At 63.9% G+C, this 15,721-nt stretch carries 17 protein-coding genes; 10 read left to right on the top strand and 7 right to left on the bottom strand.

Annotated features, from left to right (window positions below; translation table 11 throughout):
- Positions 1 to 239: 239 nt before the first annotated feature.
- Complete coding sequence (locus tag O2K97_RS04980; protein WP_269220691.1) at positions 240 to 2,435, bottom strand: SIR2 family protein; 2,196 nt, start codon at positions 2,433 to 2,435, stop codon at positions 240 to 242.
- A 178-nt stretch (positions 2,436 to 2,613) separates the two neighbouring features.
- Positions 2,614 to 3,366, bottom strand: a complete 753-nt coding sequence (locus O2K97_RS04975) for a hypothetical protein (protein WP_269220690.1) — start codon at positions 3,364 to 3,366, stop codon at positions 2,614 to 2,616.
- 164 nt (positions 3,367 to 3,530) lie between these two features.
- On the opposite strand from O2K97_RS04975, the gene O2K97_RS04970 reads away from it, so the two are divergent.
- Both O2K97_RS04970 and O2K97_RS04965 read left to right on the top strand, forming a co-directional pair.
- Positions 3,531 to 4,094, top strand: a complete 564-nt coding sequence (locus O2K97_RS04970; RefSeq protein ID WP_153922347.1) for a hypothetical protein — start codon at positions 3,531 to 3,533, stop codon at positions 4,092 to 4,094.
- A 276-nt stretch (positions 4,095 to 4,370) separates the two neighbouring features.
- On the top strand, positions 4,371 to 5,867 hold the full coding sequence (locus O2K97_RS04965) for a DEAD/DEAH box helicase (RefSeq protein WP_419466084.1): 1,497 nt from the start codon (positions 4,371 to 4,373) through the stop codon (positions 5,865 to 5,867).
- A 226-nt stretch (positions 5,868 to 6,093) separates the two neighbouring features.
- Here O2K97_RS04965 and O2K97_RS04960 read toward each other — a convergent pair whose 3' ends face one another.
- Together O2K97_RS04960 and O2K97_RS04955 are read right to left on the bottom strand one after the other, a co-directional pair.
- Positions 6,094 to 7,461 (bottom strand): OmpP1/FadL family transporter, encoded by a 1,368-nt coding sequence (locus tag O2K97_RS04960; RefSeq protein ID WP_269220689.1) that lies wholly within the window; start codon positions 7,459 to 7,461, stop codon positions 6,094 to 6,096.
- Between the two features lie 162 nt (positions 7,462 to 7,623).
- Positions 7,624 to 8,391: a competence/damage-inducible protein A gene (locus tag O2K97_RS04955; protein ID WP_269220688.1), complete on the bottom strand. Its 768-nt coding sequence runs from the start codon at positions 8,389 to 8,391 to the stop codon at positions 7,624 to 7,626.
- 97 nt (positions 8,392 to 8,488) lie between these two features.
- Between O2K97_RS04955 and map the strand changes: the two genes are divergently transcribed.
- The 7 genes from map (at position 8,489) to O2K97_RS04920 (ending at position 12,710) form a co-directional block, all read left to right on the top strand.
- Positions 8,489 to 9,307 (top strand): type I methionyl aminopeptidase, encoded by an 819-nt coding sequence (gene map / locus O2K97_RS04950; protein WP_269220687.1) that lies wholly within the window; start codon positions 8,489 to 8,491, stop codon positions 9,305 to 9,307.
- Positions 9,308 to 9,359: 52 nt separating this feature from the next.
- Positions 9,360 to 10,097 carry a RadC family protein gene (gene radC / locus O2K97_RS04945; protein ID WP_112863607.1) on the top strand — a complete coding sequence of 246 codons (738 nt, stop codon included), beginning with the start codon at positions 9,360 to 9,362 and terminating at the stop codon, positions 10,095 to 10,097.
- Positions 10,094 to 10,618 (top strand): GNAT family N-acetyltransferase, encoded by a 525-nt coding sequence (locus O2K97_RS04940; protein WP_269220686.1) that lies wholly within the window; start codon positions 10,094 to 10,096, stop codon positions 10,616 to 10,618. The genes radC and O2K97_RS04940 overlap by 4 nt, the downstream gene beginning before the upstream one ends.
- 56 nt (positions 10,619 to 10,674) lie before the next feature.
- Positions 10,675 to 10,917: a BolA family protein gene (locus O2K97_RS04935; RefSeq protein ID WP_055752906.1), complete on the top strand. Its 243-nt coding sequence runs from the start codon at positions 10,675 to 10,677 to the stop codon at positions 10,915 to 10,917.
- Positions 10,918 to 10,922: 5 nt separating this feature from the next.
- Complete coding sequence (locus O2K97_RS04930) at positions 10,923 to 11,825, top strand: oxidoreductase (protein WP_269220685.1); 903 nt, start codon at positions 10,923 to 10,925, stop codon at positions 11,823 to 11,825.
- Between the two features lie 91 nt (positions 11,826 to 11,916).
- Positions 11,917 to 12,270, top strand: coding sequence for a Grx4 family monothiol glutaredoxin (grxD, locus tag O2K97_RS04925; protein WP_269220684.1), 354 nt, complete (start codon positions 11,917 to 11,919; stop codon positions 12,268 to 12,270).
- Positions 12,270 to 12,710: an acyl-CoA thioesterase gene (locus O2K97_RS04920; protein ID WP_017504695.1), complete on the top strand. Its 441-nt coding sequence runs from the start codon at positions 12,270 to 12,272 to the stop codon at positions 12,708 to 12,710. Before grxD ends, O2K97_RS04920 begins: the two co-directional genes overlap by 1 nt.
- Here the strand turns inward: O2K97_RS04920 and O2K97_RS04915 are convergent.
- Entirely contained in the window at positions 12,694 to 13,104 is a 411-nt protein-coding gene (locus O2K97_RS04915) for a hypothetical protein (RefSeq protein WP_269220683.1), read from the bottom strand. The two genes, O2K97_RS04920 and O2K97_RS04915, sit on opposite strands and share 17 nt — an antisense overlap.
- Positions 13,105 to 13,386: 282 nt before the next feature.
- Here O2K97_RS04915 and O2K97_RS04910 point away from each other — a divergent pair, with 282 nt between their 5' ends.
- Complete coding sequence (locus tag O2K97_RS04910) at positions 13,387 to 14,490, top strand: NADH:flavin oxidoreductase/NADH oxidase (RefSeq protein WP_269220682.1); 1,104 nt, start codon at positions 13,387 to 13,389, stop codon at positions 14,488 to 14,490.
- A gap of 51 nt (positions 14,491 to 14,541) precedes the next feature.
- On the opposite strand, the gene O2K97_RS04905 is transcribed toward O2K97_RS04910, so the two are convergent.
- Positions 14,542 to 14,922 (bottom strand): hypothetical protein, encoded by a 381-nt coding sequence (locus O2K97_RS04905; RefSeq protein ID WP_082464942.1) that lies wholly within the window; start codon positions 14,920 to 14,922, stop codon positions 14,542 to 14,544.
- A 174-nt stretch (positions 14,923 to 15,096) separates the two neighbouring features.
- Complete coding sequence (rpsD, locus tag O2K97_RS04900) at positions 15,097 to 15,714, bottom strand: 30S ribosomal protein S4 (RefSeq protein ID WP_055806141.1); 618 nt, start codon at positions 15,712 to 15,714, stop codon at positions 15,097 to 15,099.
- Positions 15,715 to 15,721: the final 7 nt, after the last annotated feature.

The following is a 15,721-nucleotide window of genomic DNA, read 5'->3' as shown; positions in this document are numbered from 1 at the left end:
ACCAACTTTTCCATCTGTTGAAGTCGGTCAAAATAGATTACTGCAACTTTCCTTGCCTCATCATTCAAACCGTGGCGATGGAGAGCGTTAACGTGCCCTGTTGAAAGAGTAACAATTGGGTACTGATCGACCTCCAGCATCTCTCTCCTGTCTAACGATTTCAGCGCCCGCACCGCCTCATCGATCAGGTCTGACGTTGTTCTGTCGTATCTAGAGCGAGAAGCAGCAGCTCGTAGCTGTCAATCAGCGTAAGCATGTACAGCAAATACATTGTCGGGGTAGGCTTCAATCGACCTTCGAAGCATTGTCATTGAACCCTCATCATCACCCGCCTCTGATAGATAAAGACCATACTGAAGCCAATAGTGTCCATCGAGCTGAAACTCAACTTCAAACTCTTCATAGATACCTATACCGGCGCTTACCGACCTATCCTTTTTTGCTCGCTGCATAATAAAATCATGATTTATTATGAATCTGAATAGCTGGCCATCTTTTTTATTAACGTTTTTGATTATTGGAACGGCATATTGCGTATAGGTGCGCAATACTCCGACAACAGCTCGACTAAAGTCTTGCCACTGAACCAATTGTGTAAGAACATGACGAACATATAGCTCATGTCTTGCTAACAGTCGCCCATAACTATCGAGTGAAACGATACCGTCAAGCGCTGCTAAAGCGGATTGGAATGATCTTTTAGGAAGGTTGGCTTCATATACAGACTTGGCAACCTCCGGCCTAATTCCGACACGAGCGATTGTTGCCAAACTTACAATAAGAAGTAGGTCTTTCGTGTCGTCATCAGGCAGACTTTCAAATTCACTCGTTATTATGTCGTCAAACGTTTTGGATTCAGTCGCCTCTCTCAACGCGATCAGTAGCTGGCTTTTTGATCTACCGAGCGCGCGCTCACGATCAGGCCCGGACATCTTCAGAAATTTTGGAGCCGGAACATATGATAGAAGGCGATCAATGAGCGGCGCATAGTCGCGCTGAATGAAGCGCTGGAAAGTTGATGTTGATGCGTAATCGCCGAAGTGGCGCTCTAGTCGCTCTCTCCACTCACTCGACCGCGCAGTCGAAACGACAGTTATGTTTCGTCCAGATAGGGACTCGACATCCCCCCTGAATGCGTCTCCCAGCAGAAACAAGTCTGGTACGAACACGACGACGTGGGTGGAATGTATTTTGTCAATCAACGAGAACGCCGATCTAACTTGATGGCCCTCTCCTTTTAGCTCGTACACTATGATCGACTTGTCTTCCCGCATACGCTTGACGAGTGACTGCATAAGGGCAGTGGTTTTTCCGCTTCCCGCTTGGCCTAGCACAACAAAAAGACGGTCTCTTCTTTGAATTGATCCCTTTAGGTCAGCATCTAGATCATCAGTTGCTCGCAACCATACGGGTATGTCCGAAGCAGCAACATCCCAACTGGGCGCAAATCCTCTATAGAATTTGCGACCGGCAGCGGCTTTAGATTGCGACGTGGCAGATGCTATTGAAGCTTCCAAATTGGAAACCTTTATAGGTTTCAAGTTCCAGGCCGCCTGCCGCTCATCAGGAGTTAGTCTAGAAATATCGTCTGCTGGAATGCGAATATTATGGGCCGATAACGCCGATGCCGTCGATACACCATTCGGCAACTCGGATTTTAGCCATCGTACAAATTCTTCTAAAGTTGCCTTGATATGTATGATACCTTGGCTTCTATAATTTCCCTTTTGTATTGGTGTGAGATTTTCTGGCACAACCAAATAAGCACGCCCCTGCGCCGATGACGCGTCACGCATGGCCCGCTGAAGCTCAGATTTAAGAATGGGCTCCGACAATTTTGAGCCGATAAATATTGGACTGAAAGCTAGATAGTCCTGGGCGGCCTGCCGATACCATTTATGGCCGCCGCGAGATAATGTGTCAGAGTACTGCGACTCTGACATTATTAAACCCAGCTCAGGGCGCGATATTTCTCCATGAAGACTTATAAACTGAAGAAACTCTTTTCCGTCTATCTCATGGACTGCATCAATGATGCCGTTAAAGTAACGCCGAGCTTGTGCTGACCGACGGTTTATATTCTGAACCGAATCGTCGATATTCCACGTGTAGGCCCGCTTCCATGTATAGCCAAAAAGTTGCTCGAGCCACTCCGACGGTCTAACGCCTCTATACTCGTTCTTGTATATTTCCGTGAGTTGTACATCTGAAAGGAACTGCTTCGCTGCTCCGATAACATCAGTTAAACTTTCATCAGCATACGGGAGTGCGGCGGCACGAGCGATCTCAGCCGCGAGTTCAGAAGCCATCTTCACTGGCTGTCGCCGAGCATTCTCACTGCCAAAGCTCGCCCCTGCACCAAGAACCAGCGTGGCGTCGCCTTCTTTGATGGTCTGTAGGAGGAAGCGTGCATCCTCTTCCGCGATGTCGAGCATATAAGTCCTCCAAGCCATACAAAAAGGCTATTTAGGACTGCGGCGTCAATAGCCCAGGTTGCGCAAATTACACGCTAACGATTTACGGGATTGCTATCTGCAGTGATGACCTGAAATGAGGGTTTGTGGACGATCTGTCTGATAGCCCACACGACAGCCAGAGAATCTGACGTTTGCATCACAACTCATCCAGCGTCATCTCCCATTCCTCCATCGTCACGATCCCGCGCCAGGTGCCCAGATAGAGGTCTATCCCTTTCGAGATGCGGCGGTCCTGTTCGCGTTCGATGACGGGGTCGAGGCCGGCGGCGCGGAGTTGGTCCTCGAGCGCGGCGATGCGGCGGTCCAGCTGGACGCGGCGGGCCAGTTGGGCCTCGCTCCATTCATCGTTGGCGCGGGTCAGCTTCTGCTTCGCCTGCCAGTATTGGCCGCGCAGTTCCCAGTCGCTCTTGTCGCTGGTGTTCATGGCGAAGCGGTTCTCGGCCTCGGCCTCATTGGTCAGGATGTCGAAGACCAGTTGCAGGGGCGCGTTTTTCACCGTCAGGCGGGCGGCGCGGCCGGGGCCGTCGCGGTCGGCCAGTTTGCGATAGGTCTCGGCCAGGGCCGCCAGGGCGCGGGCCTGGGCGAAGTCCTGGGCATGCAGGGCGCGGCCCGAGGCCTGGGCGGCGGCGCGGGCGAGAGCCGCAGGATCATTGGGGTCGTCGGGCGACAGGTCGGCCGCCTCCTGAGACGAAAGGGGTTCTGGCGCGGGCGTCGCGGCCTCGCTGCGCGGATGGCGGGACCAGCCCTCCTTCGTCGCGCGGGCGCGAATGGAGGCCTCGGTCACGTCGTGGCGGGCGGCGACGGTCTTGGCGTCGAGGCCGGACAGATAGTCCTTTCGGACCTGGGTCCAGACCTCGGGCGGTTTGATCTTGTAGCGGCGTTTTTCCATGCGGGCATTATGGGGCGGTCTCTACCCCAGGCCGGAAGAAGGCCGATTTTCGAGGCTAGAGATTTGATTTTCCACATCGCGACATGTCAGGGGTCACGCGCCAGCTGTGCATGAGGCGCGGGTGCGACCGATGATGACGCAGGGGCGTGCGACACCCCCGTCCCATGAGCCAGGGCATACATCGCAAGATCCGGCCGGACGCCGTCTGGGCCGAGGTCAGGAAGGCGTGGGAGGACGGCGAGACCGCGCGGTCGGTCGCCGCGCGCTATGACGTGGGGGTGCACGCCCTGTGGAAGCGGCGCGAGGCGGAAGGCTGGAAACGGCCCGAGCCGACGCTGGCGCCGATCGAGCCGGCCGAGGGCTGGGACCGGCATATCCAGGCGCGGCGCGACGCCTTCAACGCCCAGCTGGAGGACGCGCGGGCGCTGGCGGAATGTCTGGCGGCGGCGATGACGGACGAGCGGCTGAGCCGGGCGCCGCACTGGCATATTCCGTGGCTGTATCACTGGCGCGCGACGCATCTGGGGCCCGAGGCGACGGCGCGGGACCGGGCGCGGGCGATCGAGACGGGCCAGCCGTGGGCCGAGCGGTTCTGGGACGCGGACGGGGCGCTGAAGCCGCTGGCGTGGCTGGATCTGGAGATGGCGCGGCTGCATCCCGAGGACTGGCGCGCGGCCATCGGCCTGCCCGACGGATTGCCCGAGGCGGCGACGCGATACGCGCCCTGATGTGTGCGGCAGTTGACTTATCGGCGATAAGCGCCCATTTGCGCGGCGTCGCACACTCGCGATCTCCGGCGTCTCCAGCGCGTGTGGGTCCCCCTCGGACCTGTCTGTAGAAGCCGCCGGCCCCTCATATCCATTCGCTGCCCGGACACGCGGGGCGGCGCCCGATCCACCCCGCAGGCCTCCTCCCCGAGGCCCCGTCGGGACTGGCGGTGCGCGGCCCGACGGCGTCATGCCATGGCTGATAGCGCCCTGCCGCTACGCGAAAGATACATTGCTGTGAGCACCACATTCGAATCCATGGGCCTGAACAAGGCCCTGCTGCAGGCCCTGGCCTCGACCGGCTACACCAAGCCGACCCCGATCCAGGAAAAGGCCATCCCCGACGTCATGGCCGGCAAGGACCTGCTGGGCATCGCTCAGACCGGCACCGGCAAGACCGCCGCCTTCGCCCTGCCGATCCTGCATCGCCTGGCCGAAAATCGCATCCCGCCCCGGCCGCGCACGACGCGCGTGCTGGTCCTGAGCCCCACGCGTGAGCTGGCCACCCAGATCGGCGACAGCTTCAAGGCCTATGGCGCGCACCTGGGCTTCCGGGTCGCGGTGATCTTCGGCGGCGTGAAATACGGCGCCCAGGAGCGGGCCCTGCAACAGGGCCTGGACATCCTGATCGCCGCGCCCGGCCGCCTGCTGGACCACATCCAGCAGAAGAACCTGGACCTGTCCTCGACCGAGATCTTCGTGCTGGACGAGGCCGACCAGATGCTGGACCTGGGCTTCATCAAGCCGATCCGCCAGATCGTCTCCAAGATCCCGGCCAAGCGCCAGAACCTGTTCTTCTCGGCGACCATGCCGTCTGAGATCGGCAAGCTGGCGGGCGAACTGCTGAAGGACCCGGTCAAGGTCCAGGTCACGCCGCAGTCGACCACGGTGCAGCGCATCAGCCAGTCGGTCGTCTACATCGAACAGGGCCGCAAACGCGCTCTGCTGACCGAGATGTTCAGCGATCCCGAATACACGCGCTGCCTGGTCTTCACCAAGACCAAGCACGGCGCCGACAAGGTCGCGGCCTATCTGGAAGCCGGCGGCGTCGAGGCCGGGGCCATCCACGGCAACAAGAGCCAGCCCCAGCGTGAACGCACCCTGGAAGCCTTCAAGAAGGGCAAGCTACGCGTGCTGGTCGCCACCGACATCGCCGCGCGCGGCATCGACGTGGACGGCGTCTCGCACGTCGTGAACTTCGAGCTGCCGCACGTGCCGGAAAGCTACGTCCACCGCATCGGCCGCACGGCGCGGGCGGGCAAGGACGGCACCGCCGTCAGCTTCGTCGCCGGCGACGAGATGAAGCTGCTGCGCGATATCGAGAAGGTCACACGCCAGAAGATCCCGGCCATCGACCGCCGGAACGACAAGGCCCTGGGCCAGCTGGACGCCACCATCATGGCCACCGGCGTCGGCAAGAAGGCGACGATGCCGGAACGCGAGGGCGGCGAGCGCAACGAGGGCGGCCAGGGACGGGGTGGTCGCGGCCGTCGCGCGCCTCACCGCGAGGGCGTGCGTCCGGAAGGCGGCGGCCAGCCGCACCGCCAGCGTCGCAACCGCCCGGGCGAAACCCCGGCGGCCCCGCGCCCCGAGCGCGCCTACAACCCCCTGGCCGGCGAGCGCGTCCCCTCGATCAACGACAACGTCAAACCGGCCGAAGGCGAAATGAAGCGCCGCCCCCGTCGCCGCCCGTCGAACGGCGGCAAGGGCTACGGCGGCGCCGCCAAGGGCTGATCTAGATCCTCCCCCGCGAAGCGCAGCGAAACGGGGGAGGGGGACCGCGCGAAGCGGTGGAGGGGGCGAACGCCGCATGGCGGGAAACGTCGGACATCGCGCCCGTTTCCGCCCCCTCCACCCCGCTTCGCGCGGTCCCCCTCCCCCGCTACGCGGTGGAGGAATAAAAAACGGCGGCTCCTGCGAAGGAGCCGCCGTTCTCATGTCAGCCGGGGCTGAGCGGACCTTAGAAGTTCCAGGTCGCGCCCAGCGAGAAGCCGACGCCCGAGCCTTGCGCTTCGCCACGCAGGTTCGAGATGACCAGGCCGTTGCCGTAAACGTCGCGGGTGTCGTTGATGGTCGCGGTGTCGATGTCGATGTAGGTCACGGCGCCGTCGAAGGTCATCGAACCGATCGTCTTGGACAGACCGGCGGCGTAGAGCCAGCGGTCGCCGTCCGGGATACGGGCGGTGCGGTGATCGTCCGAGGTCGGGGTCGGGTCGTAGCCCAGGCCGGCGCGGAAGGTCATCGACGGATCGATCTTGTAGTCGAAGCCGATCGCGCCAGTCGTGACGTCGTCATAATCCTGAACGATGGTCGAACGACCGTTCGCGCCATAGGTCACGCGGATGGCGTCGAACTCGCTCCAACCGATTTGGTTGACCTGGGCGTTCAGCGTCAGGCGATCGTTGACGGCGTAGCGAGCCGAGACGGTGGCGTACCAGGGTGTGTTGAAGCTGGCCTGGCCGTCGGCCGAGACGTTTGCCGCAGCCAATGCGCCAGTCAGGCCGGAGATGTTCACCGAGCCTTCCAGTTCGTGCTCGATCTTGGAGCGGTACGACAGACCGAGGTCCAGCTTGCCGAAGTGCATCTGGGCGCCGGCGTTCCATCCGTAATCCCAGCCGTCGCCTTCCAGCTGGTTGCGGCCGTCGGTGGCCGAGGGGATCAGCACCAGCGGAGCAACGCCAGCAACGGTCGGCAGGTTCGGCAGCGCCGACGAAAGAGTCGCCTTGGCGTACTGGGCGTCGAAGCCGGCGCCGATGTCCAGCCAGTCTGTGACCGTCATGGCGGCGACCAGGCTGACGTTGGCCGAGCGCAGTTCCGACGTCAGGGCGTCGTAGCGGGCGAAATCAGGCTGTTCGTATTTGGTGGTGAAGTTGTAGGGCGCCTGGACGGCCAGACCGACGTTGAAGCGGTCGCCGATCGGCATGGAGACGGCGAAGTTCGGCACGATGCCGCTTTCGACGACGTCGTGGACATGCGGGTCGCCAGCCACAACGGTTGAGCCGCTGAGGATGGTGCCGGCCGGGAACGGCGGCGTCGGCGCAGGCAGATTGTAGCTGAGCGTCGAGCCGCGATTGTCGACGTCAGAGTCCAGGATCAGGCCGTGCATGCCGACATAGACTTCGCGCTGGGTACCAGCGATGGCGGCGGGGTTCCACCACAGCGACTGGACGCCCTTGTCGGCGCCGACGCCGGCGTTGGCGCGACCCTGGCCGCGGGTCGATTGTTCCTGGACATAGAAGGAGCCGGCCATGGCCGGGGCGGCGACGCCGGCCAGCAGGGCGGTCGTCAGGGCGATCCCGCCCATGCGGGCGAAGTTCCTGGAGGTCATTTCATACACCTAAGTAAGCGCCGGCCGCATTACGCGCGGTCGATCAGGGGAGGAGCCCTCTCAGCGTTCGCGGCGCGAAAGCGTTGCGGGCAAGGCCCCCATCGGACCGGAAACAGGCGAAACCGTGGCGCCTGAGCCGCACACGATCACGGCTTTGCGAGGTTACGCAGCGACAACATCGATGCCCAGATTACGCAGTTCTGCGATCAAATCATGCGCCGCCGCATCGACCTGATCGGCGTTGCGGCCACGAATGACCAGCTGGGTTCCCATCTCGCCGACACTGCCATGGCCGAATGGATAGCTGCCGAAGGACAGGTCCCGACGCTGGTTGGCCGCCGCCCGCAGCACATCGGCCACCGCCCCCTCGCCCACGCCGGTGACCTTCAGGGTCTGGACATGAACGATGGCGCCGGTGCGCAGGCGTGGGGCCACATCCTCCAGCATGGCCTGCATGATCTTGGGCACGCCGGCCATGACGAAGACAATGCCGATCTGGAAGCCGGGCGCATCGGTGACCGGATTGGCGATCAGAACGCCGCCTTCGGGGATGCGCGCCATGCGACGGCGCGCGGCGTTGAACTCGTCGCCATAGCGGCGCGACAGGATCGCCAGCGCGTCGGGATGTTCAGGCAGGGCCACGCCGAAGGCGGCCGCCACGGCGTCGGCGGTGATGTCGTCATGGGTCGGACCGATGCCGCCGGTGGTGAAGACATAGTCCCAGCGTGGGCGGAGGGCGTCCAACGCCTCGACAATCCGGCCGTGATCGTCGCTGACAACCCGCGCCTCCATCAGGTCGATCCCCAACGCCGCCAGAAACCGGGCGATGGTGTTGGTGTTGGTGTCCTGGGTCCGGCCCGACAGGATTTCGTCGCCGATGACCAGGACGGCGGCGGTCGGGCCGGAACGGTCGGTGTCAGCGTCGGTCATGCGGGAATCCGGGGGCAGGCTTGAGGTTTCATGCTATAACGCCCATCTGCGGCGAACGGATTGCGCCGTATCCCGCCTTTTGCAGACCGATCGCCCCATGTACGAAACGCCCGAACTCGAAACCGACGTCCTGGTCCGCTCCAGCGCCATCCGTATCCATGAGGCGGAAGACTTCGAGGGCATGCGCAAGGCCGGCCGTCTGGTCGCCGAGGCGCTGGACATGATCGCGGCGCATGTGAAGCCGGGCGTCCTGACCGGCACGATCGACGATCTGGTTCGCGAGTTCACTCTGGACAACGGCGGCCTGCCAGCCTGTCTGGGCTACAAGGGTTACGAGAAGACCGTCTGCACCTCGATCAACCACGTCGTTTGCCACGGCATTCCCGGCGACCGGGTGCTGAAGGACGGCGACATCGTCAACATCGACCACACTGTGATCGTGGACGGCTGGCACGGCGATTCCAGCCGCATGTATGCGGTGGGCGAGATCAATGCGCGTGCCAAGAAGCTGATCGACGTGACCTATCAGTCACTGGACCTGGGCCTGGAGCAGGTCAAGCCGGGCAACACCTTCGGCGACATCGGCTATGCGATCCAGAAGTTCGTCGAGGCCCAGCGCATGAGCGTGGTGCGCGACTTCTGCGGCCACGGCATCGGCCGCGTCTTCCACGACAGCCCCAACGTCCTGCACTATGGCCGTCGCGGCGAGGGCGCGGTGTTGAAACCCGGCATGTTCTTCACCGTCGAGCCGATGGTGAACCTGGGCAAGCCGCACGTGAAGGTGCTGTCCGATGGCTGGACCGCCGTGACGCGCGACAAGTCCCTGTCGGCCCAGTGCGAGCACACCATCGGGGTGACGGAAGACGGACTGGAAATCTTCACAGCGTCGCCGGCGGGGCTGTTCCGACCGAACTGAACCCTTGATCCTCAGTCGCAATACGCACAGGTTGCGTTGAGCGGGAGGGATCATGCTCGACGACAAGGCGTCCGAAGTCGGGGACAAGCCCAAGCCCCGCCACAGCGGTCATCGCGACCGGCTGCGTGAGCGGGCGGCGAAGGGGGGCCTGGGCGCCCTGCCCGACTATGAGCTGCTGGAGCTGCTGTTGTTCCGCAGCGTGCCCTATAAGGACACCAAGCCGCTAGCCAAGGATCTGCTGGCGCGGTTCGGAGGGCTGGAGGGGATCGGGGCGGCCAGCCATGAGGCGATCGAGGATCAGGTGGCGCGGTCGATGGGATACGCCGTCGGCAAGGCGACGCGGGCGGTTGCGCTGGACCTTCAGCTGATCTTCGACGTGACGCGGCGGATCGCGAAGGAGCCGACGGCCAAGCGGCCGGTGATCTCGTCCTGGACGGCGCTCCTGGCCTATGTCCGCGTCGCCCTGCAGCACGAGCCGCGCGAGCAGTTCCGGGTGTTGTATCTGGACAAGAAGAACCAGCTGATCCTGGACGAGGTGCAGAACCGCGGCACGGTCGATCATGCGCCGGTCTATCCGCGCGAGGTCGTGCGGCGCGCGCTGGAGCTGTCGGCCAGCGCCCTGATCCTGGTGCACAATCATCCGTCGGGCGATCCGACCCCCAGCCGCGCCGACATCGAGATCACGAAACAGGTTGTGCAGGCCGGCCGCGCCCTTAACGTCGAGGTTCACGACCATCTGGTCGTCGGCCGCGACGGGGTGGCCAGCTTCAAGCAACTGGGCCTGATGTGACCGACAGAATTCTGACGACCGAGCGACTGGTGATGAGCCCCGTCTCGACACAGGATTTCGACGATCTGCTGACGCTGTGGTCCGATGAGGATTTCACCCGCCACATCATGGGCCGGGCGCTGGGGCGCGAAGAGGTCTGGTTCCGGCTGCTGCGCGATCTCGGCCACTGGGCGGCGATGGGCCATGGCAACTGGACGGTCCGGCTGCGGCACGGCGGCGCCTATCTGGGCAGCGTCGGGGTGTTCGACTATCGCCGCGAGCTGGAGCCGCCGTTCGATGCGCCGGAGCTGGGCTGGGGCGTGGCGCCGGAGTTTCAGGGGCGGGGCTATGCGGCCGAGGCCCTGACGGCGGCGCTTGCCTGGACCGACCGGAGACTGGAGGGGCGAACCGTCTGCATGATCTCGCCAGACAATCTGGCCTCGCTGAAGCTGGCGGCGCGGGTCGGTTTTCGTCCCTATGCGACGACGACCTACAAGGATCATCCGGTGCAGTTGTTCGAACGACCCGGCCGCGCGCCGTAGGTCGGCATTAAGGATTATCGGGCAAACTGGCGTCCAACGAAGTGTGAGTGCCCGCCATGCCCATGTCCGTGGAAACGCTGCGCCAGCATCTGGTCGAAGCCTTCGCCGACGCCGAGATCGAGATCGAGGATCTGGCGGGCGACGGCGACCACTATCGCGCGCGGATCGTGTCGAGCGCCTTCGCCGGCCTGCCGCGCGTGCGTCAACACCAGATGGTCTATGCCGCGCTGAAGGGTCAGATGGGCGGCGAACTGCACGCCCTGGCGCTCGAGACCTCCGCGCCGGCCAAGGAGGGCTGAAGGCCATGCGCTATCGCCCCTTCGGCGTCTCCGGCGCCGCCATCTCCAACCTGACGCTGAGTTTCGGCGCCGACGTGCTGAAGCGCGGGCGCGAGGCCGGGCTGGACCTGCTGTATTCGGCGCTGGAAGCCGGGGTGAACAGCTATCGGCTGGAGACCGCCGACCCGGTGGCGGCCGAAGTGCTGGGCGAGGCCCTGTCGCATGTGGATCGCAAGCTGGTCTATGTCAGCCTGACCCTGGGCGCCGGCGACGGTCGCGACCAGCAGCGTGACTTCTCGGCACAAGGCATGACGGCGGCCATCGACCGGGTGCTGCACTTCTCGGGCCTGGGGTGGATCGACGTGGCGGTGCTGCACGAGCCGGGCGAGACCGAACTGGCGCAATCGTCTCTCAGCGCGCTGAAGGCCATGCGCGCCACCGGACGGATCAAGCTTTTGGGCATCGCCGGCGGCGGCGACGTGATGGACGCCTATGTGTCGACGGGCGCGTTCGACGCTCTGCTGACGCCGTTCGACATCAACGCCGACTGGAAGATCCGAAACCGCATCCGCTCGGCGCGCGAGCAGGACATGGCGGTCTTCGCCTACGATTTCTACGCCGACCGGCGCGCGCGAGCGCCCGATGCGCCGATCTTCAAAAAGGGGCTGTTCGGCTTCGGCAAGGACAAGCGTCCCGTCGATACGCCCAAGAAGGACGCCTTCGGGTTCCTTTATCGCACCCATAACTGGACGGCCGAGGCGATCTGTCTGTCCTACGTGCTGACCGACCCGTCGGTATCCAGCGTGATCGTCAATCCGACCGACACCGATCGGTTGGCGACATTGGCCGCCGCGCCCGAGCGGGACATGCCGCCGGGCCTAGCCGCGCAGATCGAGATGGCGCGCGTCGTGGCCAATCAGGCGGCCTGACCAGCCCCAGCGGCTGTGCAGAACGTCGCGGACGCCTTGACCGCGCCCGTTCGGCTCCCTAGCTGACGGGCTTCACGAAAGGCCCTTATCCGTGACCGACACCGCCGAAGCCGCCGATCCCGTCCACGCCTTCATCGGCGAAACCGTCGCCCAGAACGACGTGGTTCTGTTCATGAAGGGCACGCCGGACCAGCCGCGCTGCGGCTTCTCCTCCCTGGCGGTGCAGATCCTGGATCATGTCGGCGCCGGTTTCGTGGGCGTGGACGTGCTGCAGGACGAAGCCCTGCGCGAAGGCATCAAGAGCTTCACCGACTGGCCCACCATTCCGCAGCTCTATGTGAAGGGCGAGTTCGTGGGCGGATCGGACATCATCCGCGAGATGTTCCAGGCCGGCGAACTTCAGGCCCTGATGGTCGAGAAGGGCGTGCCGCTCGGCGAGGCCTGATGGCTAGGAAGACCCTCACGCCGCGCGAGGACCGCGAGGTCTTCGTCGTGCCGCTGGACGTGCGGCCCGAGCACATCGACGCCAACGGCCACGTCAACAACGTCGTCTATGTCGGCTGGCTGCAGGATGCGGGCACGGCCCACTGGAATGCGCGCTTCGATGAGGCGACGCGGGCGAAATGGTCGTGGGTCGCGACCCGGCATGAGATCGACTATCTGCGCGGCATCGAGCCGGGCGCAGAGGGCGTGGTCGCCCGCACCTGGGTCGGAGATCCGCAGGGACCGCGCTTCACCCGCTATGTCCGGATCGAGGACGCCCAGGGCCGCGTCTGCGCCCAGGGCGTCACCGAATGGGTGCTGGTGGACGCTGCGACCCTGAGACCGCAGCGCATTCCGCCAGACATGCTGGTCGTGTTCGAGACGCCTACTTCAGCGCATTGAGGATGCGGGCCGCCGTGCCGGGCTCCAGGCCCAGGTCGGCATAGGTCCAGCGCAGCTCGACGCCGTCCGTGACCAGGGCCTTGCACAGGTCCTGTTTCGTGCGGCGAAGCGTGATCTCGGCCGGCGAGCCGTCCGATACCGACACCTCGAAATCCGACGCCTGGGTGCAGCCGTTCGAATCGACGCGCGCGACCAGGGCGCCGTCGGCGAACCGGGCTTCGCGGATGGCCTCGGCCGGTGGGGCGTCGTCGCGGCGCAGGTTCACCGAGACGTTTTCTCCCGCGTCGCTGTCATAGATGAGGCAGGCCGATAGCAGCGGCGCGACCAGGGCCGCGACCGCCAGACCCTTGATCATCTGGCCCTTGATCATCGGGCCCTTGACCAGACGGCGCATCACTGACCCGAGGCCGGCGCGGTGATGACGCGCGTGGTCGGCTTTTCGGTCGAGACGATGATGCAGCCCGACAGCAGCGGTGCGGCGATGGCGATGGCGAGAGCGAGACGAAGCATTGGTGTGTTCCCCAGTTGAAGCTTGACCCTTTTGTGCCGCGTGGGCCGGGCGTGCACACGTGAATAATCGGAAAGCTGGGTGAACAATCGGAAAGGATCGGGGTTGAACGTGACCGCAACCGCCATAGCTACAGTCCCCCCTCTCCTGCCCCACGGATCGCCTATCATGAGCCAGCTGTTCTCGCCCCGCGCCGTCGGCCCCCTGACACTGAAGAACCGGGTCGCCATCGCGCCGATGTGCCAGTATTCGGCCATCGACGGCGTGCCCCAGCCCTGGCACGTGCAGCATCTGGGACGACTGGCGATCTCCGGCGCGGGACTGGTCATCGTCGAGGCGACGGGGGTCGAGGCGGCGGGACGGATCACGCCGGACGACACCGGCCTATGGAACGACGTCCAGGAAGAGGCCTTCGCCCGGATCATCCGCGACATCCGCACCTACAGCGACACCCCGATCGGCATCCAGCTAGCCCATGCCGGACGCAAGGCCTCGACCAGCGCCCCGTGGAAGGGCGGCGGCGCCCTGAAGGCTGAAGACGGCGCGTGGGAAACCTTCAGCGCCTCGGCCGAACCGTTCAAGGATGACTGGCACACGCCAACCGCCATGACCCCGACCGACATGGACCGCGTCGTCGCCGCCTTCGAGGACGCCGCGAGGCGGGCGGACCGGGCCGGGTTCGATCTGGTCGAACTGCACGCCGCCCACGGCTATCTGCTGACCCAGTTTCTGTCGCCGGTGTCCAACCACCGCACCGACGACTTCGGCGGATCGTACGAGAACCGGGCGCGCTTCCCGCTGCGGGTCGCCCAGGCCCTGCGCGACGCCTGGCCCCGGACCAAGGCGCTTGGCGTACGCTTCAACGGCTCGGACTGGGTCGAGGGTGGCATCGCCCTGGACGAGGTGACGGCCCTTGGTCAGGCGCTGCACGACATGGGCTATGACTATCTGCACCTGACGTCGGGCGGGAACGTCGCGCAGGCGAAGATTCCGGGCGGCGAACCGGGCTATCAGCTGCGGTTCGCCCAGGCCGTGAAGGCGGCGACGCCGCAGGCCAATGTGATGGCTGTCGGCATGATCTTCGATCCTGAGCAGGCCGAAGAGATTGTCCGTTCGGGTCAGGCCGACTTCATCGCCATCGCCCGCGCCGCGCTGGACGATCCGCACTGGGCGCACCATGCGGCCGTCGCCCTGGGCGAGGATGAAGGCCTGCCGCCGCAATACGAGCGGGCCGGAAAGGCGCATTGGCCGGGGTACGGCAAGGCCCACTGACCCTACCGATCAATCAGGCGGCGTCCGTCAGCGGACAGGAGGCCGGCGTTTTCAGGAGCGGGGCATTTGATAGGGGTTGTTGACGCTGACGGGCGAGCCGGGCGTCAGGCCCAGTTCCTCGAACGACCACTTCAGCTCGACGCCCTGGACCAGGTCCTGCTTGCACTTGTCCTCGTCGATGCGGCGCAGAGTGATGACGGCGCTGCCGCCCTGCAGGCTGACGATCGGGATCAGGTCTTCCTTGGCTGTGCAGCCGTTCGAACTGACCCAGAAGACGGCCTGGTCCTTGGTGAAGGCGGCGGCGTGGATCGGCTCCAGCGCGCCGGGCATTCCCGCGGTGGAGACGGTGGGCTCGCCGCGGCTGGCGCAGGCGGCCAGGCCCGCCGATGCGGCGGCGATCAAAGCCAAGCGTTTCATGATGGAGTCGCGCAACTGACGACCTCCCCTGCCTCAAAGCCTGAACCGGCCGAGAATGCGCCTGTTCGCCCTTGGAGGGAACAGGATAAAAAACGAAAGGCCCCGGACGAATCCGAGGCCCTCCAAACTCAAATCCAGAAGCGGCTCAAGTAGGCCGAAGGCCGATAGCCGCTCTGAAGAAAACTCCGCTTACGAAGCGTAGTATTCGACGACCAGGTTCGGTTCCATCTTCACGGCGTACGGCACGTCCGACAGTTCAGGCACGCGGACGTAGCGAACCGAGAACGAGCGGTCCGACAGTTCCAGGTAATCAGGCACGTCGCGTTCCGACGACTGCTGGGCTTCGAGCACCAGAGCCATGTTGCGCGACTTTTCCTTCACGGTGACGACGTCTTCCGGCTTCACGCGATAGGAGGCGATGTCGACCTTCTTTCCGTTGACCAGGACGTGGCCGTGGCTGACGAACTGGCGGGCGGCCCAGACGGTCGGGACGAACTTGGCGCGGTAGACGACGGCGTCCAGGCGCGATTCCAGCAGACCGATCAGGTTTTCCGAGGTGTTGCCCTTGCGACGCGCAGCCTCGTCATAGGTCTTGGCGAACTGCTTCTCGGTGATGTTGCCGTAGTAGCCCTTCAGCTTCTGCTTGGCCTTCAGTTGCAGACCGAAGTCCGAAACCTTGGACTTGCGACGCTGGCCGTGCTGGCCGGGACCGTAAGAGCGCTTGTTGACCGGCGACTTGGCGCGGCCCCACAGGTTCTCACCCATGGCCCGGTCGATCTTGTACTTGGCGCTGTGGCGCTTGGACATTCTATTC

Origin of the sequence: Brevundimonas vesicularis (assembly GCF_027105095.1) — a bacterium.
Taxonomy (GTDB): Bacteria; Pseudomonadota; Alphaproteobacteria; order Caulobacterales; family Caulobacteraceae; genus Brevundimonas; species Brevundimonas vesicularis_E.
Note: the sequence above shows the minus strand (reverse complement) of the source record. Positions and strands in the feature narration are given on the sequence as shown.